The organism is Microcoleus sp. Pol1C5, assembly GCF_036701115.1.
Lineage (GTDB): Bacteria > Cyanobacteriota > Cyanobacteriia > Cyanobacteriales > Microcoleaceae > Microcoleus.
The window spans coordinates 72,962-95,546 of the sequence record NZ_JAUBQE010000030.1 but is presented as its reverse complement, the minus strand read 5'-3'; the positions used below and the strand labels follow the sequence as shown (position 1 = coordinate 95,546).

21 protein-coding genes are annotated in these 22,585 nt (G+C 45.3%); 12 read left to right on the top strand and 9 right to left on the bottom strand.

The window, feature by feature from the left end; translation table 11 throughout:
• Positions 1-131: 131 nt before the first annotated feature.
• Entirely contained in the window at positions 132-365 is a 234-nt protein-coding gene (locus QUA23_RS17935; protein WP_333072874.1) for a hypothetical protein, read from the top strand.
• Positions 366-527: 162 nt separating this feature from the next.
• On the opposite strand, the gene QUA23_RS17930 is transcribed toward QUA23_RS17935, so the two are convergent.
• Together QUA23_RS17930 and QUA23_RS17925 are read right to left on the bottom strand one after the other, a co-directional pair.
• On the bottom strand, positions 528-1,190 hold the full coding sequence (locus QUA23_RS17930; RefSeq protein WP_333072875.1) for a hypothetical protein: 663 nt from the start codon (positions 1,188-1,190) through the stop codon (positions 528-530).
• A gap of 231 nt (positions 1,191-1,421) precedes the next feature.
• Complete coding sequence (locus QUA23_RS17925) at positions 1,422-2,447, bottom strand: YihY/virulence factor BrkB family protein (protein ID WP_333072877.1); 1,026 nt, start codon at positions 2,445-2,447, stop codon at positions 1,422-1,424.
• A 143-nt stretch (positions 2,448-2,590) separates the two neighbouring features.
• Here QUA23_RS17925 and QUA23_RS17920 point away from each other — a divergent pair, with 143 nt between their 5' ends.
• Together QUA23_RS17920 and QUA23_RS17915 are read left to right on the top strand one after the other, a co-directional pair.
• Positions 2,591-3,223 (top strand): hypothetical protein, encoded by a 633-nt coding sequence (locus QUA23_RS17920; protein WP_333037460.1) that lies wholly within the window; start codon positions 2,591-2,593, stop codon positions 3,221-3,223.
• A 309-nt stretch (positions 3,224-3,532) separates the two neighbouring features.
• Positions 3,533-4,519, top strand: a complete 987-nt coding sequence (locus QUA23_RS17915) for a mechanosensitive ion channel family protein (RefSeq protein WP_333093774.1) — start codon at positions 3,533-3,535, stop codon at positions 4,517-4,519.
• Positions 4,520-4,656: 137 nt separating this feature from the next.
• On the opposite strand, the gene purU is transcribed toward QUA23_RS17915, so the two are convergent.
• The 3 genes from purU to thrC all read right to left on the bottom strand — a co-directional run bounded on the left by purU (position 4,657) and on the right by thrC (position 7,499).
• On the bottom strand, positions 4,657-5,511 hold the full coding sequence (purU, locus tag QUA23_RS17910; protein ID WP_333072879.1) for a formyltetrahydrofolate deformylase: 855 nt from the start codon (positions 5,509-5,511) through the stop codon (positions 4,657-4,659).
• 113 nt (positions 5,512-5,624) lie between these two features.
• Positions 5,625-6,245, bottom strand: coding sequence for a Uma2 family endonuclease (locus QUA23_RS17905; protein WP_333072880.1), 621 nt, complete (start codon positions 6,243-6,245; stop codon positions 5,625-5,627).
• A 129-nt stretch (positions 6,246-6,374) separates the two neighbouring features.
• Entirely contained in the window at positions 6,375-7,499 is a 1,125-nt protein-coding gene (gene thrC / locus QUA23_RS17900) for a threonine synthase (protein ID WP_333110449.1), read from the bottom strand.
• Positions 7,500-7,694: 195 nt separating this feature from the next.
• Here thrC and QUA23_RS17895 point away from each other — a divergent pair, with 195 nt between their 5' ends.
• The 5 genes from QUA23_RS17895 to QUA23_RS17875 all read left to right on the top strand — a co-directional run bounded on the left by QUA23_RS17895 (position 7,695) and on the right by QUA23_RS17875 (position 13,354).
• A complete protein-coding gene (locus QUA23_RS17895) occupies positions 7,695-7,901 on the top strand; it encodes a hypothetical protein (protein ID WP_333110447.1) in 207 nt (68 codons plus the stop codon).
• A 257-nt stretch (positions 7,902-8,158) separates the two neighbouring features.
• Positions 8,159-9,208 (top strand): fatty acid desaturase, encoded by a 1,050-nt coding sequence (locus QUA23_RS17890; RefSeq protein WP_333072882.1) that lies wholly within the window; start codon positions 8,159-8,161, stop codon positions 9,206-9,208.
• A 175-nt stretch (positions 9,209-9,383) separates the two neighbouring features.
• On the top strand, positions 9,384-10,883 hold the full coding sequence (locus tag QUA23_RS17885; protein WP_333072883.1) for an AAA family ATPase: 1,500 nt from the start codon (positions 9,384-9,386) through the stop codon (positions 10,881-10,883).
• A 6-nt stretch (positions 10,884-10,889) separates the two neighbouring features.
• Positions 10,890-11,819 (top strand): ParB N-terminal domain-containing protein, encoded by a 930-nt coding sequence (locus tag QUA23_RS17880; RefSeq protein WP_333072884.1) that lies wholly within the window; start codon positions 10,890-10,892, stop codon positions 11,817-11,819.
• Positions 11,820-12,259: 440 nt separating this feature from the next.
• Positions 12,260-13,354, top strand: coding sequence for a Rho termination factor (modular protein) (locus QUA23_RS17875; RefSeq protein ID WP_333072885.1), 1,095 nt, complete (start codon positions 12,260-12,262; stop codon positions 13,352-13,354).
• A 203-nt stretch (positions 13,355-13,557) separates the two neighbouring features.
• Here the strand turns inward: QUA23_RS17875 and QUA23_RS17870 are convergent, their stop codons facing one another.
• The 3 genes from QUA23_RS17870 to QUA23_RS17860 all read right to left on the bottom strand — a co-directional run bounded on the left by QUA23_RS17870 (position 13,558) and on the right by QUA23_RS17860 (position 15,915).
• Positions 13,558-13,893, bottom strand: a complete 336-nt coding sequence (locus QUA23_RS17870; RefSeq protein ID WP_333072886.1) for a XisI protein — start codon at positions 13,891-13,893, stop codon at positions 13,558-13,560.
• Positions 13,881-14,297 (bottom strand): element excision factor XisH family protein, encoded by a 417-nt coding sequence (locus QUA23_RS17865; protein ID WP_333072887.1) that lies wholly within the window; start codon positions 14,295-14,297, stop codon positions 13,881-13,883. The genes QUA23_RS17870 and QUA23_RS17865 overlap by 13 nt, the downstream gene beginning before the upstream one ends.
• Before the next feature lie 88 nt (positions 14,298-14,385).
• Positions 14,386-15,915 (bottom strand): phenylacetate--CoA ligase family protein, encoded by a 1,530-nt coding sequence (locus QUA23_RS17860; RefSeq protein WP_333072888.1) that lies wholly within the window; start codon positions 15,913-15,915, stop codon positions 14,386-14,388.
• Positions 15,916-16,219: 304 nt separating this feature from the next.
• Between QUA23_RS17860 and QUA23_RS17855 the strand changes: the two genes are divergently transcribed.
• The 4 genes from QUA23_RS17855 to QUA23_RS17840 all read left to right on the top strand — a co-directional run bounded on the left by QUA23_RS17855 (position 16,220) and on the right by QUA23_RS17840 (position 21,379).
• The gene (locus QUA23_RS17855; RefSeq protein WP_333072889.1) at positions 16,220-18,124 is read left to right on the top strand and encodes a serine/threonine-protein kinase; all 1,905 of its coding nucleotides are present in this window, start codon (positions 16,220-16,222) and stop codon (positions 18,122-18,124) included.
• A gap of 80 nt (positions 18,125-18,204) precedes the next feature.
• Positions 18,205-18,474 (top strand): hypothetical protein, encoded by a 270-nt coding sequence (locus QUA23_RS17850; RefSeq protein ID WP_333072890.1) that lies wholly within the window; start codon positions 18,205-18,207, stop codon positions 18,472-18,474.
• Between the two features lie 582 nt (positions 18,475-19,056).
• Positions 19,057-20,403 (top strand): EAL domain-containing response regulator, encoded by a 1,347-nt coding sequence (locus QUA23_RS17845; protein ID WP_333072891.1) that lies wholly within the window; start codon positions 19,057-19,059, stop codon positions 20,401-20,403.
• Positions 20,404-20,713: 310 nt separating this feature from the next.
• Entirely contained in the window at positions 20,714-21,379 is a 666-nt protein-coding gene (locus QUA23_RS17840) for a response regulator (RefSeq protein WP_333072892.1), read from the top strand.
• A 349-nt stretch (positions 21,380-21,728) separates the two neighbouring features.
• Here QUA23_RS17840 and QUA23_RS17835 read toward each other — a convergent pair whose 3' ends face one another.
• Complete coding sequence (locus QUA23_RS17835) at positions 21,729-22,445, bottom strand: pentapeptide repeat-containing protein (RefSeq protein WP_333072893.1); 717 nt, start codon at positions 22,443-22,445, stop codon at positions 21,729-21,731.
• Between the last annotated feature and the right edge of the window lie 140 nt (positions 22,446-22,585).

The following is a 22,585-nucleotide window of genomic DNA, read 5'->3' as shown; positions in this document are numbered from 1 at the left end:
AGTTATTGCTTCTTTAACAGGATGGCAATTTATTTTAGATGCCATATCTGTAGCAGGATTTTAGGAAACTGGTATTACTGTCCAAGGTTCCGGGCTGGCTCTGGCTCCAACATTCAATGGAGACGAATTCTATGATGACATACAAACAACGCTTGTGTTGTTGGGCGATCGCCCGTCTGTTACCCACTCAGCAATGGATTATTGTTGCCCGCTTCCGCAGTCGTTCAGATGCAGACGGGCATTTTCAGTTTTTACGACAAACTATACCTCACGTTAAGTTTGAGGTTGTGTTCGATCGCAGTGGGGACAGTCACCGTTTATCGGCGTTGGGCCGCCCTTCCAATCCCGTCGCCAGCGCGTTATAAATGGTAATTTTCGCAGCGGTTTCAGTTAACTAAACATTGGCGATCGCACTTTTTTGATAAGTGCGATCGTCTTTCCTTTCTTGAGTCCCCCTCTGCTGGGACGATAGTTTCTGTAGAAGCGATTTCAATCGCCGAGTTATCTGTTGGGCTGTCTCTACTAACTTACTTTCGCACCATCACAGATCGAATCACAGCATTTGGCTGATACTTATTAGTCTGATAAAATCCCCCTTGACCAGCACCATAAACTCCCGCAAATTGTTTCCCTTCAGCCTTGGGAACAAACATAATGTTTCTAGTTGGTTGCTTGGCAAATACAACCCCTTCTCTCATTTCATTATCTACGTTATAAGATAAAGTAGCCTTACCGTAAATTGCCTCTGCTTGTTTCAAAGTCATTCCCGGCCCGACGCCCTGAACTGTTTTATAATTAGCATTTTCAGTCATCAAAAGTTCAATGACATCCGTATCTTTTAGCTTTGTACCCGCAGCATAAATAATCCGATATTGCACTTTTCCCGACTGGCTGACAGCCACAGCATCAAAGTCTACCATAAAAGGAGACTGAACTTTAAACTGCGCCGTGGAACCCAGAGCCTTTTTCAATCCTCCGAAAGTCATCCCCACCTTCGCCGCTCCAATTGTGCGATCGGAAATTGTTAAACTGGCAGAAGGTGTTTTTTGAGCAGCATTTGCCGCTCCTCCCAGCACATTTGTAGCCCTAAGCGCAACAGTGGAACCGGGAGTGGAAATTAAGGTGAGGTAACTGCCGATCGCCAGCAAAGCAGCTATCATTGATCCAGACAAAACTTTAACATTCAACATGACTAATTCTCCTAGATTTCAAATGCGACTATCTACCCGCATCTTTTTGACCATCCTGGGCCTCACCCTCCTAGTTTGGATTCTCAGAGGTGTTGGCCTCTTGACATTCATTCCCGGTGGTGTCATTTGGATACTGATTTTTCTGTCTTTTGTTGCGGGCATCCTCAGCACTGTACTCCGTAGGTAAGACAGCATCCGGCAAATAACAATTAACAATTCAAAATTAACAAATCATTTTAATTTTGATTGTTTTATAGCCTTTCCCACCGTCACATTCAACTGAGCGCCTATCAGCATTACCAAAGAAGAAATATCCAGCCACAGCAGCAGCACAATAAAACTTCCGATTGTGCCGTAAGTCCAAGTGTAATTGCCCAAATGCAAAACATAAAACCGAAATAAAGCTGAAAATAGCGCCCACAAAATAGCAGCAAAAACAGCTCCTGATACAATAGGAATATCTGGTTGACGGCGACTAGGCCCGTAGCGGTAAATAAATGCAAAAGCCAGTGATACAATTCCCAAAGAAATCGGCCACCTCCACAGCCGCCAAGCACCTAACAGTTGCGACTCTAAAGGGCAATTGCCGGCGAGGAGCAAGCAATTTTGGACATCTTTTAAATCGCAATTGGCGACGGACTCCAGCAGGCAACTCTGGCGGGCAATAGCTTGTACAATTAAGTCGCTGACAAATACTACTCCCGATGCCAGAATCAATAGTATAATTGTGCCGACACTCAGCGCCAGAGAAATAAGTTTTGCTTTCCAAAATGGTCGAGTTCGAGCGAGCGGGGTTTCATGGATGCGATCGAGTGCAGCCATCGCCGCGCTCATTACTCCAGAAAACGCCCAAATCGCCCCAAGAAAGCTCACCGAAAACAGCCCTTTACTGCGAGTTAACAGAATTTCTTTGATTAAGCCACCAATCAACTTCCGCACGTCATCGGGTATAACTTCGCCCAAAAGACGGGCGATTTGATAAAGTGTTGACTGCAAAGGTTCAAAGAGGGCGATCGCAGATAAGATAGCCAACAGCCCCGGAAACAGCGCCAGCATAGAATTGTAGGCCATTTCTGCAGATAGCCCCGGCAAACGCTGTTCTCCCGCCTTCGCGCCGACTTCCTTGAGCGTGCCCCAAGTCAAACACCGACAAAACAGCAAAAAACCCCCAAATTTCCGTTTGAGAGCTCGAAGCAGCCTCAAAAATGTCTTAAACAAAGCTAAAATCAGGTAGCGCAACCAGTAAAAAATGTTCATAGCGCACAGGAGAGGGGGAACTAGAAACTGGAAAATGGATGCAGGACGATCGCGCAACTGGAAATAAGGAGCGTTACTTAATTAAGCCATTGCTAATTTAAAATCTAAAATCTAAAATCTAAAATCTAAAATCTAAAATCAATATGGCTCAGGATGTCAGACAGTGGTTAGATGAAATCAAGCGGCTGCAACAGCAGTTAACAGAAGTTTCGCGCGATCGAGATGAGGCCGGTGAAAGTGCCGCTCAGTGGCGCCAACTCTACAATACCGAAGCCGAGCAGCGGCGGAATGATGCCAAATTAACTCAGCAAATCATCGCTTCTCTGGAAGCACAAATAGAGCAGTTACAAAATTTTTCCCCCATTGTGCCCCAAGGTGATGATGCTGGGGTGGCTCGCCAGCAGGAAATCGCACAACTGCAAACAGTAGGCGAACTTAAAGCTAAGTTAGCAGAAGTTCTCGAAGAGCGCGATCGGGCGATCGAACAAGTTAAACAACTCACTCAAGCCCTCAAACAAGAAGAAGCCCGTCACGCCGAAACTAGCAAAAATTTAACTAGCGCCCTCGGAGATGCCGTTGACTTGCTCACGAAAGCCCAAAATCCTGCCCCTGCAAAAACCGAGACAGTATATTCTTTGGAAATAGTACCTACTCGCACTGCAAATCCTGGCGAAACTGCTCTGGAAATCCGCCAAACTTCCGCCCCAGGCAAAAATCCCGCCCAGCTTCCACCTTCTAAAAATCAATTACTCGATTTACCGCCCTTTGGGAATTAGGAGTTAAAAATTCAGGAAGTGTCGGCATGGCGATTACCATCGGCAGGTGGGATTTAGTCAGCAACTTCTTGTTTTCGTTTTTCCTGCAATTAAGCGGCATTAATTCATCGGCTTCTTTATTATTTCGCACCTACAGAGGGTTTACTAATCGATGTAACTGTACTATAACCCAACATATAATCTGCATTCAAAATTTTGAAAACTGCCAAAACATCTGCCTCGCGTCGTACCAATCTACAGTCTTTAGATAGAACTTAATCGAGCTAAATTTTACTACTATCGACAACGACTGATGCGCGAGGAAACTTGATGAAGGCAGAGATATCCATAGTCTGGAAAAAGATTCAGAGCATGATCGACAGCTTTATGATCATGCTGCCTAATATTGTGCTGGCGTTAATTGTCTTTGCAATTTTTTACTTTGTGGGTAGGCAAATTAAGAGAGTGGTCAGGCGAGTTACCCGCCACCACCACCAAGCTCGAAATTTGGGGCTGGTGTTAGGACGGTTAGCCCAGAGTGCGATCGTTCTAGTTGGTCTATTTATTTCTCTTTCGATTGTAATTCCCACATTGAAAGCTGGCGATTTGGTGCAACTGCTGGGAATTAGCGGGGTGGCGATTGGTTTTGCCTTTCGCGATATCTTGCAAAACTTCTTAGCCGGTATCCTAATTCTGTTGACGGAACCGTTCCGAATCGATGACCAGATTGTGTTTAAAAACTTTGAGGGAACGGTAGAAAATATTGAGACCCGCGCTACAACAATCCTCACCTATGATGGCCGGCGGATTGTCATTCCAAATGCCGAATTGTTTACGAATTCGGTGACAGTAAATACCGCTTTCGATAAACGCCGCACGGAATACGATTTTAGTATTGGTTACGGCGACGATATTGATTGCGCCAAGCAGTTAATGCTGGAAGCATTGTACAGCGTAAAGGAGGTGTTGAAAGATCCTGCACCCGATGTGCTGGTGCTTGAGCTAGCAGAAAGTACCGTCAAGATCCGCGTTCGGTGGTGGATTGCTCCGCCGCGCCGAATTGACGATATGCGATCGCGCGACAAGGTAATTTGTGCTGTTAAAAAAAAGCTTGTGGAAAACGGCATCGATTTGCCTTATCCCACGCGACAAATTTTGTTTCACGACCAAACCGAAGAAACCGATGGCGATCGCTCCCAGCAGCGCGAAGGATGGCCCGCTGGTAAAAGTAAAGTTCCGAAACCTCGCCGTATTGGCGACTCTTTCGGAAAACAGGCCCTTGGGCGATCGCAACAAGACGGCAACGGACAATCTTAACCGCATAACCAGTCATGCAAAATGTCAAGCTGAGCAAACTTTAGGATTCGCTGTACTTCGATCGTGCAACCGGAATTGATATCACTCGCCGAGGGATTAAATGAGTAACAAACCAGGATTAATATGATGCCTAATTTTCAAGCAAAAACCACAGTCCGATTGCCGTAAACTAAAACACGATTTTGTAAATGATATCGCACCGCCCTTGCTAAAACAACCCTTTCTAAATCTTTACCTTTGCGAACCAAATCCGACACTTCATCGCGGTGACTGACGCGCACAACATCTTGTTCGATAATCGGGCCCGCATCTAAATCGGGTGTAACATAGTGGGCTGTTGCACCGATAATTTTTACCCCTCTTTCATAAGCCCTTTCGTAGGGATTGGCGCCCACAAAGGCGGGTAAAAATGAATGGTGAATATTAATTACATTGGGGAAATTTCTGATAAAGTCTTGACTCAAAATTTGCATATATTTAGCCAAAACCACTAAATCAATTTTATATTTTTTAAGAAGTTCTAACTGTTGTGCTTCTTGAATCGCTTTATTGTCTTTAGTAATGGGAATATACTCAAAGTCGATACCGTATTGTGCGGCAAGATCCTTTAAATTTTCATGGTTGCTGATTATCAGCGGAATTTCACCTGTGATTTCTTGCGCTCGCTGTCGCCAAATCAAGTCTAATAAACAATGATCTTGACGGCTGACCCAGATCGCAAGCCGTCGAAGTTTTTGGGAGAAATGCAGTTGCCAATTGGCTTGTAAGTCCTTGGCAATTTCACTAAAAGCAGGTGTTATTTGTTCGGTGGTTAAGTCAAAATCATCTAATTGCCATTCGAGTCGGCTTAGAAATAATCCGGCGGTAAAATCTGTATGGTGATCTGCGTGGATGATATTGCCGTTGTGGGAGGTGATAAAATTGGCAAGTAAGGCGACGAGTCCTTTGCGATCGGGACAGGCAATTAAAAGGGTTGCAGTAGGCTTGGTCATTGTATAATCGCTAAAGTTTTATTGATGCCCCGCACCATACAAGCTCTTTGAAGTTATTCTGTAGGGTGTACGCTACGCAGCTTACTGTTACTCGAACTACCGCCGTTTGGTAATCAGGAATTTAAAATACTGCTTGCTCCGAAGATTTGTTCTGCGGTTAACTGCAAGTCTGGGAAGAGTGAAGAAATCAGTCGATCGCTCTTTTGAAACAACTGTTTTTGATACTCATCTTCTCGCAGCATACAAATCGTAATTGTCGGCTGTTTGGGTTTGCCAATATATTCTCTGCCGCCAATGCCCAGATAATCCACAATCCAATACTCAGGCACTCCCAGCAGTGCGTAATCTTCAACTTTGCGGGCGGAGTCGTTCTGCCAATTGGTGCTGACGACTTCAGCGATTAGTTTAATTGAGTTTCCCGATGTAATTACAGGTTCTTGTTGCCACAAAGGTTCATTAATTAGTTGAGTTCGATCTACTACAAGTACGTCGGGGCGAAACGCTGTTGCTGTTCCTAATAGTTTGATGAGACAGCGAGGGGGAATAAAGTAGGGTAGATCCACACGATCGATTTCTACATTGAGTTTTCGCCCGAGGAAGGCGGATACTTGTTCGTGCGGCCCCGTTGGTTCCTTTTCGGTTAATTCACCATCGATTAGTTCGTAACGCTCGCTGTCGCCAAAGTTGGCAATAAATTCATCAACACTTAGAAGTTTGGCAGGTGATTGAACCATTCTGTTTGCTCCTGGTGATGAATTAAGAATTTTTTTAACTAACCGCAGAGGACGCAGAGGACGCAGAGGAAGAGAAGAGAGAGAAGATGACAAAGAGTTTTCATATTTCCCTGTTCCCTCTTCCTTCTTTTAAAATCCCATCGCTCCAGCTACTGCATCCAAAGTCGGAGCAATGCCGCTTTTAAATAGATTGTTGCTGTGATTAATTGCGGTATCCGGGTCTTTCAAACCGTTACCAGTCAAAACGCAAACTACCGTCGCCCCAGTCGGAACTTGGTCTTTTACCTTCAGCAAGCCGGCCACAGAAGCTGCACTCGCAGGTTCGCAGAAAATTCCTTCCTGTGATGCTAACAAACGGTAAGCGTCGAGAATTTCGGCGTCGGTGACTGCGGCAAAACTGCCGCGGCTGGCTTCGGAAGCTGCGATCGCCTGTTTCCAGCTAGCAGGGTTGCCGATCCGAATTGCTGTCGCCAGGGTTTCTGGGTGCGATACCGGTGAGCCCGTTACCAACGGTGCAGCCCCGGCGGCTTGAAATCCCATCATCTGCGGCAAGCGCGAACATTTTTTAGCTTGGTGGTATTGACAGAAACCCATCCAGTATGCTGTGATATTTCCCGCATTTCCTACGGGAATGCACAGCCAGTCGGGGGCGTCGCCTAAAGCGTCCACCACTTCAAAAGCTCCGGTTTTCTGACCTTCCAATCGGTAAGGATTCACCGAATTTACCAAAGTCACGGGGTAGTTAACGGCCATTTCGCGGACAATTTCTAGGGCTCGATCGAAATTTCCGCCAATCGAAATGACTTCCGCACCGTAAAGCAAAGCTTGCGCCAACTTGCCCAAAGCCACGTAACCCTCGGGAATCAACACGAAAGCTCGCATCCCCCCGCGTCGGGCGTAGGCGGCGGCGGCGGCCGAAGTATTGCCGGTACTGGCGCAAATTACTGCTTCGGCACCAGCTTCCTTCGCCTTGGAAATCGCCATTGTCATCCCCCGGTCTTTGAAACTACCAGTGGGGTTGAGGCCGTCGTATTTCACTAGGACGCGCACGTCTCTACCGATGAGAGAGGCGATCGCAGGTGCTGGAATCAGGGGAGTATTGCCTTCTTGGAGGGTCACTACCGGCGTGGTTTCTGTCACCGGCAGGTAGGGGCGATAAGCTTCGATCAAGCCGGGCCAGCCGTAGCGTTTCGGCTCGGCGGCGCGGGCAGCAGAGTTAGCAGCAGAGTCAGTAGCAGGTAGAATCAGGGTCACGGTGTCAATGGTTTTAGGCAATGGCCGAAGAATTTACACTAATTTTAGCTCGATCGGTTAATTTGATGTTTAATACGATCGGTTCAGGTTAAAGTAACTTAATGGTGTGAATGTGTAGATATGTCTACCCAATTACTAATGTCAAATAATTCATCGACTCTTTCCCGGCCTCAAGTTACCGCGAGCAATCCCGAAATGGCTAGTTCTTCTACGCTATCGACCAGTTTTGCCCGCAAAGTAAATTCAGTGAAGTGCCCCTACCAAGCCGATCAGCAAGTTAAGTTCCTGCACTTGCAAGCGGAAATCGAATCCTTGCTGCTGGAAGTGCAAAGCCTCAAACAGCAACGCTCGATCGCTGGCTTGCGGGAGAGCGACCCCATTTCTGGCAGGAACAGCAATTAGCAGACAACAGTCGCTAATGCTAATTGTCCTGGCCCTGTGTTATAAAAACGAATGTTTTGCTACCCGCAGTGTTTTTTGCCAAAAGTGCTAGAAATTCCTAACTGCGGATAGCGATCGCTAGCTTTTGCTAAAACGCGCTTGCCTACAGCTCAACTCGTCTGCTGCTTGCTGGCAACGAGCTGACATTTTACGGCGCTTTTTTATTGCGCTAATTTGTTAAGCCATCCTCATGGCATACGGAGAATCGAAATCAGTTTATGACAGCATCGATCGAAAAACCACTAAATTTGACATCCGCAAGTGACACTTCCAACCTGCGCCTGAAAGATATTCTCAAAACCCTGCCGCGGGAAGTATTCGCCAAAAACCCCCGCAAAGCTTGGACAAAAGTAATCGTCAACGTTCTTTTAGTTGCTGTCGGTTACTGGGGCATAGCAGTCTCTCCTTGGTTTCTACTACCCCTAATGTGGATTTTCACAGGAACCGGATTAACCGGTTTTTTTGTGATCGGTCACGACTGCGGTCATCGGTCATTTGCTAACCGCCGCTGGGTAAACGATTTAGTCGGACATATCGCATTTCTGCCGTTAATTTATCCGTTTCACGCATGGCGGCACGGACACAATTATCACCACAAGCACACCAATAAAATTGGTGAAGATAATGCTTGGCAACCGATGACAGCAGAAGACTACGCTGCTGCTCCCAAGGCTTTACAAATAGCTTATAGTTTAATTTTTGGTCGGATGTGGTGGATCGGCTCGATCGCCCACTGGGCAAAAGTGCACTTTATGTGGTGGCGCTTCAAAGGCAAACAGCGGGAACAAGTGCGGTTTTCAGTTTTTGTAGTTTTAATCGGTGCTGCGATCGGATTCCCGATTTTAATTGCAACCACAGGCATTTGGGGATTTGTCAAATTTTGGTTGATGCCCTGGCTGGTTTACCATTTCTGGATGAGCACTTTTACGATCGTCCACCACACAGCACCAGACATTTCATTTAAAGAACCCGAAGAATGGAACGAAGCCCAAGCGCAACTATCGGGAACTGTTCACTGCGATTATCCCCGCTGGGTAGAGTTTCTGTGCCACGACATTAACGTGCACGTTCCCCACCACCTTTCAACTGCTATTCCCTGGTACAATTTGCGCCTCGCCCACAGCAGCTTAAAGGAAAATTGGCAAGATCATCTGTACGAAACAGAATTTTCTTGGTCTTTAATGAAGCGGATTGCCGACAACTGTCACCTATACGATCCGGCTGGCGGCTATCAGACATTGCAGGAATTTAACGCTCAAACAAAGTAGTTTTGAAGCGTGATTAATCCCCAAAAAACCCGGTTTGTCAAACACAACCGGGTTTTTCGATATTACAATCCTTAGCTTTTGTAAGGGGCGGAATGCGCGCCCTACTGTCAATATCACAATCCGTACCATTATTAAATCAGTCATTCCCCATCTAAAATCTAAAATATAAAATCGAATGACTTTCAATCCCAATAACTGTCGCAACGAAAGCGAAGTAGAAAGCAAACTGATTGTCAGCTATCTGCTACCAAAGTTAGGCTATACGCCCGACACTTGGCACCAAGAAATCGCATTTGGGAATATTCGTCTAGACTTCCTCTCATTTGCCACCCAAGTTATCCCCATAGTTGTCGATGCAGACTCGCCGATGAGTGTAGTTATGGAGGCTAAACATCCGAAAGAAAATTTGGACCGCCACCTGCGAAAACTCCATCGCTATTTAACAAGTTTGAGGATCCGCTACGGTCTCATAACTAATGGTAAAGAAATTAGAATTTATCAAAGAGTTGCCGATGATATTCAGCTAGTCTTTAAGTGTGCTGGACAAAACCTTGAAACTAGAATTGATGAAATTATCGCTTTAATTGGCAGAGATAGTTTAAATTTTATAAAAAATCCCGATAAACTCGAACTGGAGGATAGTAAAATTAATTTGGTTAGTCCTGAATTAATTAGCGAAGTCCCAGTACAGCCCAATAATCCCGCCACCGCAGAACCTGAGCCAAGTCAAATCTCAGAACCGGAACAAATACCTGAAAATTATCCAGTTAAGCCTCAATTTAAATCCGATGTAACCGTTCCCCTAAAAACTCAAAATAGTATGAAAATTATTGCAGTTTACCACAATAAAGGCGGCGTTGGCAAAACTACAACAGTAGTCAATTTAGCTGCTGCGCTGAGCAAGAAAGGTAAGAGAGTCTTGGTGATAGACTTAGACAGTCAGGCTAATACAACCTTTGCCACAGGATTAGTCAAATTTGAGGATGAAGAACAAGATGATTTGAAAGATAATAATATTCTTCAAGTTTTGCAATCAGAAGACTTTTTCTCGATCGAAGAAGTAGCTCGCAAGTCAAGTTTTTGCCATCCAGAAATTGATGTGATTCCTTCCCACATCAATTTGATGCACGAAGAAACCGAATTCAATCAACTAGATTACAGTCGCCTGATTTTAATTCAGAAACTAGCAGTAGCACAGGATAAATATGATATTGTACTGATCGATACGCCGCCCTCTTTGAATTTTTACGCCAGAGTTGCCCTAATTACGGCGGATTATTTAATTATTCCTTCTGACTTAAAACCTTTTGCCAATCAAGGATTGGTTAATGTCAAGGATTTTATCAAAAAAGTTAACGCATTCAGGAAAATAATCGGCAAACAGCCGATCGCAATTTTAGGCGTACTCCCCTGCAAAATCTCAACTAATACTAAATTTGTACAGTATAGTTTGCCCAAGCGGAGGGATGCAATTCCCAAACGCTACGGCCTGGAAATCATGGACAGCGTAATTTACGAGAGAGACGATTTAGCAAAGTGTGCAGAACAAATGCAAATCGTGGGAAATATGGAAATCGCAGATCCGATTTCAGTGCTGGACTTTAAGCCAGATTCCATCGCCTCCCAAGAATTTGAAATGCTAGCAATAGAAGTTTTGGAAAAAATAGGTAAGTAAAAACTCATGAAAAAATTATTTCCGTCACTGGTTGCAGTGAAAAGAATTACATCCACAGTTCCCCGTTCCAATTTTGCCGAGCCTGAGTTGGAGAAATTAGCGAGACTAATTTTAGATTCAGGAGGGTTGATTAATCCGATAATTGTCCGCCGCAACGGTATGGATGCCTACGAGATAGTAGACGGAGATTTTGAATACTACGCGGCGGTGAGAGCAAAGGAAATAGAATCTCTTAAAGGCGAGACAATCGGAGCATTCATCCTGGAAGAAGAAAATGAAGAGCTTCTCCTCGAACAACTTGAAATTCTCAGAAAAACCCCAATCACTGAGAATTTAGTTGAAAACCCAGAAACCGGGTTTTTGTACGAAAATACTTCGTCGCAGCCTGCCGATTCAATAAAAAACCCGGTTTCTTTGGTCGAAGTCCCTAATTTATGTGAAAATGAAACTCCCCAAGATTCATCTAGTTTAGAACAGCGACTAACAAATATTGAAGCCCAGTTTGCCAGTCAAATTAATGAATTAAAAGCCGAGTACGCCCGCGACAAAAAAGTTTTAGCCCAGAGTATACAAGAACTTGAAAACCGAATCTTACAACAAGTACCTCTGTTAGTTGAAACTGGGTTAGCAAACAGAATTAATGAGTTGAAATCAGAGTCGCCACCCGCAAAACAAGTGGTGGTAGAGAAGAGACCAGAAGTTGAAAACGTAGCTTCCGAATCAATGTCGGCGTTGGAAGCACTCAATACTCTAACTAAATCTGAATTGTTGGCTAATTTTAAAGATGCTGGCTTGAAGTCTCAGATAATCGACCGAATAATCAAAGAACGAGATGTGCAGCCGTTTGTGTCATTTACAAGTGCGGTGAAACGTATTGAAGGGTTAACCGACAAAACAATGATTAAAATAATTGATAAGTGGCAAAAATACTCATAACTCGCAACTCCTGTGGCAACTCGCAACGCCAGCCCGATCGCCCAGACGCCAAAATAAGTAAAGATGAGTAAAGCAGTGGATCATTGGTGTCCCGCAGCCAGTTAAACTCTTCACAGTCGCTTTTTTTAGGAATTGCAGTAACTTTTGTCGTAGCTTGCGGGGCGGGACGCCATCGCCCGGGCTGTCACCGCACAGCCCCTCGCACAGGTACAGCAGCAACGCCATATCTCCTCCAGATAACTGAGTTCGATCGCAGACTTGGAAGACTCAGGCCAAGAAACCCTTTAACTTACCAAAGTCGGGGTAAGGTGTTTGTCTCGCACCTTACAATTTGAGTTCTTGGGTTAGTCCTGCATCCCTTAAAACGCCGGCTGTAAAGTGCAAACATACATAAATACCTACACATCAGATTTTCATGACAAAAGGGGACTTGTAACAAGATGGATCGATCGTCCGATCAAAACCAAATAGTTGAATATTTGCGGATTAAGCCAATTAGTCACACTCAGATTTACACTTCCCAAATTGCCATACCAGAGCCTCATCGGGGCGAAATTCCTCGCGAACGCCGCGAAGCTCTCAGGAGAAGTCTGATCGAGCAAGGCAGCAACTTAATTCCTTTAATTGTACGCCCTACCGAAGCTTACAGCAACGAAGAAGAATATGAAGTGGTCTGCGGCTCAGATTGGTGTATTGTTGCTAAAGAACTCGGCACCGAGCAAATGTGGGCGTGGGTATTTGAAATGACCGACGACGAGGTAGCTGTTGCTCAAGCAGAAATGGAACATTTAGCTCCGCAACCGACTCCTAAAACAGCACAAATTGAGACTCTACTGCAACAATTTGAGCTATCATTTCAAAAAAAGGTAGATAGTCTAACAAAACAAATAGAACAATCTGTTAAAAAAAATGAAGACTTGCTAAAAAAGCACGTAAAAGCTCTAACTGAGCAGAACTTTGAGCGTAACCAAATAGAACAGATTAAGCATTTGCTCGAACAAGTGGAAAAAGTATTTCAGGAAAAGGTAGATAAAATGGCTAAAAAAATTGAACAATCGAGCAGCAACCGTCCGCCAACATCGGCTGTTATTTCTGAGGTAAATCTTGAAGGTGCTTTGAGACAGTTGGATGAACTGGAAAAACTGCTGTCAATCAAATTAGAACGCACAGTTCAAACAATTAATCAGTTTGTTTCCGAGACCATTGAAGAGGTAGAAAATGACCTAAAAAATCAAATTGAAACGCTCCGCCACCAACTGGGAGCCGCAGGGACTCACTCAGAAAGACAGCCCGAGGCACAGCCGAAGAAGCAGCCAAAAACGCCGCCGAAGAAGCAGTCGAAAGCACAGCAGAAACCTCAGTTACCGCAGTTGCAGTTGGAGTTGCCGTTTCCGTCTCCGTCCCCAGAAGAAGACTACGAAAGTCTTTCGCTGAGGCGGTTGAAGGCGATCGGCAAAGACAGGAAAGTGCGGGGCTACGCGCGCATGAAGCGACCGGAAATTCTGGCGGCTCTCAGACAAACTGACGGTCAATAAAACGCTAATTGCTAATAGTTAAAAACTAATTATTCGGTGTTCGATCGCGTGTTTCGGCAAAAAGCGCGATCGGGCTTTCAGAATAGTCCTGCGCGCAGAAACGAACCCATCGCCTGGCCGCGAAACTGCGAGAATTAAATATTGATCCCGATACAGTTTAGCGATCGTCCTTTTTATTCTAAGTTTCTGTATTGTAAGCGCGTTTAGGCGATCGCATATCCCGTATGTTGCCGAACATGATACGGATGAAACCCTAAAACTATCTGGTCTTTAGGCACTCCTAATTCTACAAGTTCTGCGGTAATTCCCGTTTCTATGCCATCTTGTTGAATCCAAATTTTGCCGTCGATAATTTCCACATGAACGATACAATCGTGAATTCTTTTAGGCCCTTGCCAGCCTTCGTGCATCAGTAAAAAATTGTTTTGTTCGCTGTCAACAATAACGCTGCTTTTAATTTCTCCGTGTCCGTAAGAAATCTGGGCATAACTATCTAAAACATTGCGAACAATTTGGCGATATTCATCTAGTCTATCCATCTGACAATTGTCTCCTTTAATGAATCAAAAACTATTAGTTTAAATCTCTTGTTCTCTAACAAAATCTGCCCGATAGGTTCAGAAAAGATTTCTGCATAAACTTCTGCACGAATTGCCAGATATATTATCCGTTCAGGTTCCGCTCGCTGTAGAATATCTTCGTAAACAATATACTGTCCAACAGCTTCTTCTAAGTCATGAACTGGTGAAGCACTCACAAAACTTTTAACTTCTACAGCAATTTTGCGACCTTGCTTTTCGGCAGCAAATAGTTTTTCGGCACCTAAATCAACACTGAGAGTACGTTTACCAACTTTTAAGGGTAGCGGATCGTTTGTTATCGTCCACCCGTCTTTTTCTAGAGCTGTTCTGACAGTATTGTGGTAGATGTCTTTTGCTGGCATATTTTAAGCTGAACCATCAACTTTCACCCTAATTATATTATAATAATACAATACTTTTGAAAACTGATAGCTCATCAATTCAAACTACTTACTGCCGCGTGTATCGGTGCTTCACCCCAATCGGAAAATACTCCGCATCGCCCGTCGCAGTTAATGTCACCACAGGTAACTGATATTCTGGCGGAACGTAATTAGCAAATTCGCTGTTTAGCCGCCGCAATTGCGTGAGAATTGAAGATGCGATCGCCTGCTGCATCTCCTCGTTGCCATCCACCCCCGGTGCTAATTCCACAACCACCGATAAAAACCGATTTTGCTCCGTATTTTCCTTGACTTGCAGCACAAATTTTCCAGTCACCCATTCCCGAATGGTGGGAACTTCTAAACCTACGGTGACATTTTCCGGGTAAATGTTGGCACCGAAGTAGGAAACGGTAAAGTGCGATCGCCCGAATACATAGACAAAGGGCAAGCAGCGAATTCCTCTGGGGAAATCAGAAACTTTCATACCTGCTGCTTGCTGCAAACGTGCCACAGGGTTAAATCCCCATTCTGCCAAAAAATTGAGCATTGCTTCGTAACAAATTAAACCGCCGTTATCCGAGATGTGATAGCGTATTAGCGGGATGCCGTTGTCGCCAGAAAATAACAGCGTGCCGTCATTATTCACTTCAAAAAAGCGACTTTTCGGATCGTATTGCACCAGCGTTGGCAAGCGCGATTCCCCGAATAAATTGCGTGCTGCTTCGGGATTGTTTGCTAAAAAGCGGCGGATGCAAATGCTCAGCGGTGTCTCGTTGCCCAAAACGCCGGCATCCGCAGTACCATAAAGGCTCGCAGAGTTGTAATATAGATTCTCAGAATTAGTGCGATCGCTCACCAAACCCCGCCATTCTTCGCTAAATACTTCCCCCGCAAACACCATCTTAATTCGATATTTTTGCCACTCTACACCCCCAGCAATTCCGCTATCAATCACATCCTTGATAAATGGCGGATATCCCAACAAAACTACTTGATCGAAATGCTCCCCAAGTTCCTGCACAACTCGAAATATTTCAGTCTTATTATTCCCAGGCGTCACAACTGTAACTGGATAGCCCTTACTCGCTAGATAGCGGCAGCAATTGGCCGTGTACATTCCGCCTACCCAAGTTCCCAACGGAAAGCAAATGACAGCTAAAGTTGAGCGAGTGTCGGCGTAAAAACTGTCGTGAAATATTTGTTCAAAACGAGCAGCAATTTGCAACTCGTCGCTGATAAAACGCGGCCAAAATGTCGGGTTTCCTGTCGAACCAGATGAAACAGCAATGAAATCGCAAGTTTCTAATTTCCCCTGGTGACACAACTGAGGTAGCGGGTGACAGCGTAAATAATTCTCTTTGGTAATTAGCGGCAATTTTTGGAAGTCTTCAAAGGTTTGAATTGAGGCGGGATTGATGTTAAGTGCAGCTAGGAAAGTCTGGTAAGCTGGTACTGTGGCCGCGACTTTTTGAAAAAGCGCGATCGCCCCGGATTCGGCAACTCGATTCTGCTGGTGTTGCAATCGTTCCTCAAGCGGCGCCCTCAAAAACTCTTCAAACGCCCCAATTGCTCGCTGACGCTGTTCTGGCTGCATGATTGGCTCCTTAAAATGGGTATTTTGCACCTCGATCGCTCAAGATTCAATTAGTAGCGCGGCGCGACCCGATCGCACATTGGGCTGGACACTAAAAATTTGAACACATTTTGAGGTCGATCGAAAATATGGCGCAGTAGATAAACTTCCATAGCACGAAATCGCTGTTTTCACAATAACCATAGGGGATAGCGAAGCTGCCGATCGACTAATAAACACTCACACACTATGTCAAGATTAATTCAGCGATCGCCCAAAACTCCCAGTCTCAGTCAAGCGTGAAAATCCGACGCAGCAAGTTCCAATGAACAATCCCATCTACCCCGGCATAACTCTCAACAACCACTACCGCATCGTCCGCGAATTGGGACACGGAGGCTTCGGGCGCACCTACCTAGCAGAAGATGCTCACCGATTTAACGAACCCTGCGTTTTAAAAGAATTTGCGCCCCAAGTACATGGAAGTTACGCTTTACAAAAATCCGAGGAACTGTTCGAGCGGGAAGCAGGAGTGCTCTACAAGCTGCAACACAATCAAATCCCCCGCTTTCGCGAACTCTTCCGGGTCAGTATCAGCGATCGAGGCTACCTATTTCTCGTCCAAGACTACGTTCCCGGTCAAACCTACCGCTTTTTGCTCGACGCCCGCAAGCGTCAGGGTTTGCGGTTTATAGAAGCAGAAATCAATCAATTGCTGCTGCAGATTTTGCCCCTGCTCGAATACATTCACTCTTTGGGAGTGATTCACCGCGACATCTCCCCGGACAACCTGATTCTGCGGAGTTCTGACGGGATGCCCGTGCTGATCGACTTCGGCGGAGTAAAACAAGTCGCCGCCACCGTAGAGTCTCTGTTCGCTGAGGCTAACGGCACTCTCGCCCCCGCGACTCGCATCGGCAAGCTCGGCTATGCTCCCGTCGAACAGATGCAGATGGGCATCGTCTCTCCCCACAGCGATTTGTACGCTCTGGCGGCCACGGTTTTGGTGTTGCTGACTGGAAAGGAACCGCATCAGTTGCTCGACAGCCAGACGCTCAATTGGAACTGGCGGGCGGAATGTTCTGTGTCTCCGAATTTGTCCCTGGTGCTGGATAAAATGCTTGCTCAACAGCCGAGCCAGCGTTACTCCTCGGCTCGCGAGGTAATGCTTGCTCTTTCCGGCAATCCGCCTTTACAGCCACCTTTGCCGCCAGCCCCGGATTTTGGGCTCACGCAGCCGCCGGATCTCTCGCCTATACCCGTGCCCGCCCCCGCGCCAAAACTGCCGGGAACTCCGGTGCGAATTGCTGCTATTGGCAATCAGCAAAAAATGCCTGCTTGGAAAATGGTTTTGTTTGTGGTGGCGGTGCTATCAACTATGGGGGGAGTTGGCTGGTTTGCGGGCAATTCTTTGTTAAATCTGCAATCAAAAGTACAGAAAGTTCCCCAGCCTCCAAACCCGAAGCAGCAGCAAGAAGATGCTTTGCAAGATCGCTTTGTAAAGCTGAAAATTGACGATCGATTCTATAGCGGTTACGTCAACCTTGTGGACGAGACTTTTTATGCCAAATACCCGGAATTGGGGGGACGATTGTTAAAAGAAGGCCAGGACGATCGCCAGTGGCGCGAAAAATGGCAAAAAATCGGCGACGAGTTGCTCGACAAGCTGGAAAACCTCAGCAGCAATGCTAGAGCGCGGTTGGGCAGTTACGACACCGCCGATATCGATCGCTGGAAAACTGAGGTTAACAAGCTGAATTTGAGCAGTCGGGCTTTGTACGATTTGGCTGATGCTAGGTTCTTTTATTGGTTTCCAGAACAGCCGCGCGATCGCAATATCATCGGTTTGCCGATCGGACAAATTTGGCAAGCAATTACCGCCGACGAACTCGAAGCCTTACAAGCTGGAGCAACTGTCGAAAGCGTTGAATTTGACCGCCTATCGAAGAGCAAACGCCTCACAGGCAATCTCAAACCCGGAGAAGGGAAAGCTTACATTGCCAGGTTCGCTCAAAATCAAACTTTGCGCGTGAATTTGCAAGCACCGCCCAAATCTACTCTACTGTCAATTTATACTCCGGGGCGGACAAAGGGCGCGCGAGCTTTGCTGGAAGATGCAGAGGGGCTTAGTTGGTCTGGATTGCTGGATGATGCTGGTTATTATGAATTCGTGGTAGTTTCTCAAGCATCTGAGCCGATCGCTTACGAGTTGAACCTGACGGCCGAATAACTGCTATTGACGCTCTCGATCCACCCAGGCAATAATAAGGTAATACCAATCAGACAAGTTGTCGGGTTCAAACAAAGAATATGCTGAGATTCGCGATCGTAGCTTTAGTGACTTTGGGATTAGTATTAGTGACTGCACTAGGTTTACATCCGGCCAATGCGACAGTCAGCACTCCCGAATTTTATGCTTGGAACTTTGCCTCTGTAGGCAGTAGCGACCTGGTTTGTAAAAAGACAGTGGTAGTTCCGCAAGACCTGATTATTCCGTCATCATCAATGCACCCTGTCAGTATTACTTCGGCAATTGTAGATGAAAAGTTTTGCGCGAATTCCACTAAGCCAGTGAATTAATAAAGTGGATAATATGATGTCTGGTTATACAACCATAATTAAATTATTCTTCAGTCGATTTGAGATTTGAGATTGGAGATTTACTTTACGGATGAATCTGGAAGCTTGAACCTTAGTCTCAAATTGTTATCTCTCCCCGACTGTTATACTTCGCAGGTATCCATTTTTGGGCTGGGTCAGGAGGTACCGTACTGATTCATCCATCAAGAGAAAACAAAAATTCTAAGTACAAACACGGGCTAATTATGAACAATTAACCGGACATCATATAAGTGATTGCCTGAGTAATTTCCGCCAGCCGCGCACTGAAACTGTTGGCTGAATTTTTTTTAATGAGAAACGGCGGGTATTTTGTAATAAAAATTTATCAAACGAGTCTGGCCCAGAAGTTTTCTGCTCTTGAAAGAGATCGAACTCTTCCCTATTTTAGCCGTGCTTTTATTGTGACTTAAGAACCGAAGTAAAATATTCAGCCATTTGGCTAATGGTTTATTGGCTAATTGGCCGACTCGGTAATTCGTTAGTTTGAATATGCTAGAGTTAGTCAGGTTGATATAGAGTGCCATCTGTTATCTAAGTATCATGCTCAAAATTTTGGTAATTGAGGACGACGAATTAATCCGGGAAACTCTTCTGCAACTCCTGGAATCTCACAGCTACCGGGTCATTGCGGCTGAAAACGGTCGAGCTGGGGTGCAGATGGCACTTTCGGAGATACCTGATTTAATTTTGTGCGACGTGCAGATGCCGGAACTCGACGGTTATGATGTGTTGCGGACTCTGCGGCAAAACTCGCTAGCTGCAACAATTCCATTTATTTTCCTCACGGCTCAAAGTGACAAAACCGATTTTCGTCGGGGGATGGAATTGGGCGCAGACGATTACTTGACAAAGCCGTTTACCAAAGCTGAATTGCTAGGAGCCATTGCTTCTCGCGTCTTGAAACGGCAAACTATTACTCAACCGCTGACAGTCGCGCTTCACCAAGCAGAAGCCAGACTCAAAGATTTAGTTAACGACTCCACTAAGGTTACGACCCTCTCTCCTGAAAAGTTTGCTCTCGAAGCTTTGTTGCGCCACGCTTTGGCACAAGGTGAGTTTCAGGTATACTATCAGCCACAAGTGAATATTGCTACCGGCAAAGTTATCGGCGCTGAAGCTTTAGTGCGCTGGCAAAATCCCGATCGAGGTATAATTTCTCCCTGCGAATTTATTCCATTAGCAGAAGAAACAGGTTTAATTATTCAGATTGGCGAGTGGGTACTGCTTTCAGCTTGCGCTCAAGCCGCTAGTTGGCTGGCGGCGGGGTTTTCGCCCTTTACAATATCAGTAAACTTGTCGGCCCGGCAGTTGTCGGACCCGGAACTAAAAGCGCGAATCGTCCAAATATTGGAAACTACAGGTTTAGAGCCTGCTAATTTAGAATTAGAAATGACCGAAAGCGCTTTGGTGGAAAATGCGACAGTAGCAGGCGCTACTTTAAACCAACTAAAAGCTCTAGGAATTCGGATTGCTATTGACGACTTCGGCACCGGTTACGCTACTTTAGGATATCTTAAGCAATTTGCTTTTGACACTTTAAAAATTGATCGAATTTTCGTCCGCAATGCCAGCGAAGATACTCAAAATGCTGCTATTACTACAGCAGTAATTTTACTTGGTCACAGTTTGAATATGACAGTAATTGCTGAGGGAGTAGAAACAGAAGCAGAACTAGATTTTTTGAAACAACATCAGTGCGATATCATGCAGGGGTATCTGTTCAGCCGCCCCGAACCCGCACCGATAATTGAAAGTATGTTGGTTGCCGACCCGAGTTGGTTCGCGCCGCCCCCAGCAGCAGGACCTGCTCGCGCTGTCCCTTTTGTACCTGTGTCCGAACCTGAAAAATCTAAAAACCTTTCAATGTCGGGTCTAGGAATAGTATAAGTGTCACCCAGATTTCAGTTTTATAGGGTTAAATTCTTTCTTTTACCTTCTATTTTCTGCATAAAAGTTGAGGCTTCCTCATAAAAAGTTGTAGCTTTTGATGATATGCGAATCAAAGAAGGATATTCCCCATATTGCTCTACTGCTTCCGCCTTTATGCGCTAGGCGCCCCTAATTGGACTATTTGAGAAAGTGTGGCGTCTTGAAATTGTGAGTCTTTATCCAGTTGCAGGAGGTAAACTCATTTAAGTTCCTACTTTGGGACTGGCAGTTTCAAGAACTGTCCAACTGGAATTGGTGCAAGCCTGTCATGGAAAGAATATTAGTGGTTGACGACGAAGCAGACTGTCAAACAGTCTTAGCAATGTACTTGGAAAGTCAGGGATATCGGGTGGAATGCGCTAATTCAGGGGTGGAGGCGCTCTCAATGTTTGAAAATGCCCCCCCTGATTTGGTAATTTCAGATGTGATGATGCCGGAAATGGACGGGTTTGAGTTTTGTCGCCGTTTGCGAACTACCCGTTTGGGACAGTTAGTCCCGTTTATATTTTTGTCTGGTCAAGGGGAGATTGAGTCAAAAGTTGAAGGTCATTCGATCGGCGCTGACGATTATCTGGTAAAACCTTTTCAGTCTGAAGAAATCTTAGCTAAGGTAAAGGCGCAGTTAGAGCGCTCTCACCGGATTCACGCCGAGATTGTCCGACTGCTTCAAACTTCTAGCGGTAGGGCGGTGGAACCACAATTTGTGGCAGTATTGCCAGCACCTGCACCTTTGCCTTTAACACCAGCCGAGGAAAGAGTTTTTTGGGAGGTTATCCAGGGTTATACTAACAAACAAATTAGCGATCGGCTGTTTATTAGCCCCCGGACTGTGCAAGCTCATTTAGGCAGCATTTTCAGCAAATTACAGCTAGAAAATCGGGCACAGCTTGTGAGATTTGCCCTAGAAAGAGGATACAAACCGCCTCAAACTTAACTCGGATCTCAACCTAGGGTGCGCCAGCCAGCCAGTCAGTCGATTTTAGATTTTAGATTTTAGATTTTAGATTTATTCCACAGATTCATCTGGGAGCTACAACTTTAGTCTAAAATTTTGATCTTTCCACGACTTAAGTCGGAGACTTCTATCGGTTTTTGGGCCGGGTCAGTCGATTTTAGATTTTAGATTTTAGATTTATTCCACAGATTCATCTGAGAGCTACAACTTTAGTCTAAAATTTTGATCTTTCCACGACTTAAGTCGGATACTTCTATCGGTTTTTGGGCTGGAGCAAAAATTCCTGCTGCTGCAAAAAAAATGGAGGCTGACGCACTCAGCAAGCAGATTATTCCACATTCAAAACACAATAAGGAAAAGTAGTGATCACGCAAACCCCAGGCGCCAAATTCGTACCTCGCAAGTTGGCACGTTCCAAATCAGCCTGCCGCACATTATTCGCCGCATCAATATTTGTCCCGGTCAATTGAGCCCCAGGAAGCCTAGTATTTGACAAAATAGCATTCTGCAAATTAGTATCGCGCACATCCGCGAAAGACATATCCGCTCCGCTTAAATTCGCACGATTCAAATTAACTCTAAACAGCAGCGAACGCCTCAAATCGGCATTCGACAAATTAGCTTGCAGCAGATAAGCTTCCCCCAGGTTCGCATTAAAAAGTTTAGCACCGCGCAAATCCGCACTCGTCAGATTCGCTCGCCCCAAAAAAGCATTAGACAAATCCGCATTTCGCAGATTAGCACCATTCAATTCAGCACCGTACATCTCGGCATTAACTAAGTTAGCATTTGCCAAATTAGCATCACTTAAATCCGCTTCTAGCAAATTAGCTTCATAGAGATTTGCTCCGCTTAAATCCGCTCCTCTTAAATTAGCTCTGTACAAGCTAGCCTTGAACAAATCAGCATTTCTCAAGTCACAGCCCTCGCACTCTTTAGTTTCCAGCAATTGCCTAACATGATCTGGATTTTGAGCTTTAACGGGAGCTACCAGCCCAAACAAAGCTAAACTTGCCGTTACAGTTGCCAAGAGTTTAAGTTTCACAAACAAACCTCACTGCTACTTCAAACAAATTATACTAGCAAACTCTAGACTTTAAACCGATATCCTTCTCTCTTTTCTCTTGCTCTGCGTTCTCTGCGCCCTCTGCGGTAAATCTTCAAAAAAATGATTCGCAGCCAAGG

What these genes read in the sequence shown, in the direction of transcription:
- QUA23_RS17935 (WP_333072874.1), top strand. Translation starts at nt 132, where the DNA reads ATGATGACATACAAACAACGCTTGTGTTGTTGGGCGATCGCCCGTCTG.
- QUA23_RS17930 (WP_333072875.1), bottom strand. Translation starts at nt 1,190, where the DNA reads ATGTTGAATGTTAAAGTTTTGTCTGGATCAATGATAGCTGCTTTGCTG.
- QUA23_RS17925 (WP_333072877.1), bottom strand. Translation starts at nt 2,447, where the DNA reads ATGAACATTTTTTACTGGTTGCGCTACCTGATTTTAGCTTTGTTTAAG.
- QUA23_RS17920 (WP_333037460.1), top strand. Translation starts at nt 2,591, where the DNA reads ATGGCTCAGGATGTCAGACAGTGGTTAGATGAAATCAAGCGGCTGCAA.
- QUA23_RS17915 (WP_333093774.1), top strand. Translation starts at nt 3,533, where the DNA reads ATGAAGGCAGAGATATCCATAGTCTGGAAAAAGATTCAGAGCATGATC.
- purU (WP_333072879.1), bottom strand. Translation starts at nt 5,511, where the DNA reads ATGACCAAGCCTACTGCAACCCTTTTAATTGCCTGTCCCGATCGCAAA.
- QUA23_RS17905 (WP_333072880.1), bottom strand. Translation starts at nt 6,245, where the DNA reads ATGGTTCAATCACCTGCCAAACTTCTAAGTGTTGATGAATTTATTGCC.
- QUA23_RS17895 (WP_333110447.1), top strand. Translation starts at nt 7,695, where the DNA reads ATGGCTAGTTCTTCTACGCTATCGACCAGTTTTGCCCGCAAAGTAAAT.
- QUA23_RS17890 (WP_333072882.1), top strand. Translation starts at nt 8,159, where the DNA reads ATGACAGCATCGATCGAAAAACCACTAAATTTGACATCCGCAAGTGAC.
- QUA23_RS17885 (WP_333072883.1), top strand. Translation starts at nt 9,384, where the DNA reads ATGACTTTCAATCCCAATAACTGTCGCAACGAAAGCGAAGTAGAAAGC.
- QUA23_RS17880 (WP_333072884.1), top strand. Translation starts at nt 10,890, where the DNA reads ATGAAAAAATTATTTCCGTCACTGGTTGCAGTGAAAAGAATTACATCC.
- QUA23_RS17875 (WP_333072885.1), top strand. Translation starts at nt 12,260, where the DNA reads ATGGATCGATCGTCCGATCAAAACCAAATAGTTGAATATTTGCGGATT.
- QUA23_RS17870 (WP_333072886.1), bottom strand. Translation starts at nt 13,893, where the DNA reads ATGGATAGACTAGATGAATATCGCCAAATTGTTCGCAATGTTTTAGAT.
- QUA23_RS17865 (WP_333072887.1), bottom strand. Translation starts at nt 14,297, where the DNA reads ATGCCAGCAAAAGACATCTACCACAATACTGTCAGAACAGCTCTAGAA.
- QUA23_RS17860 (WP_333072888.1), bottom strand. Translation starts at nt 15,915, where the DNA reads ATGCAGCCAGAACAGCGTCAGCGAGCAATTGGGGCGTTTGAAGAGTTT.
- QUA23_RS17855 (WP_333072889.1), top strand. Translation starts at nt 16,220, where the DNA reads ATGAACAATCCCATCTACCCCGGCATAACTCTCAACAACCACTACCGC.
- QUA23_RS17850 (WP_333072890.1), top strand. Translation starts at nt 18,205, where the DNA reads ATGCTGAGATTCGCGATCGTAGCTTTAGTGACTTTGGGATTAGTATTA.
- QUA23_RS17845 (WP_333072891.1), top strand. Translation starts at nt 19,057, where the DNA reads ATGCTCAAAATTTTGGTAATTGAGGACGACGAATTAATCCGGGAAACT.
- QUA23_RS17840 (WP_333072892.1), top strand. Translation starts at nt 20,714, where the DNA reads ATGGAAAGAATATTAGTGGTTGACGACGAAGCAGACTGTCAAACAGTC.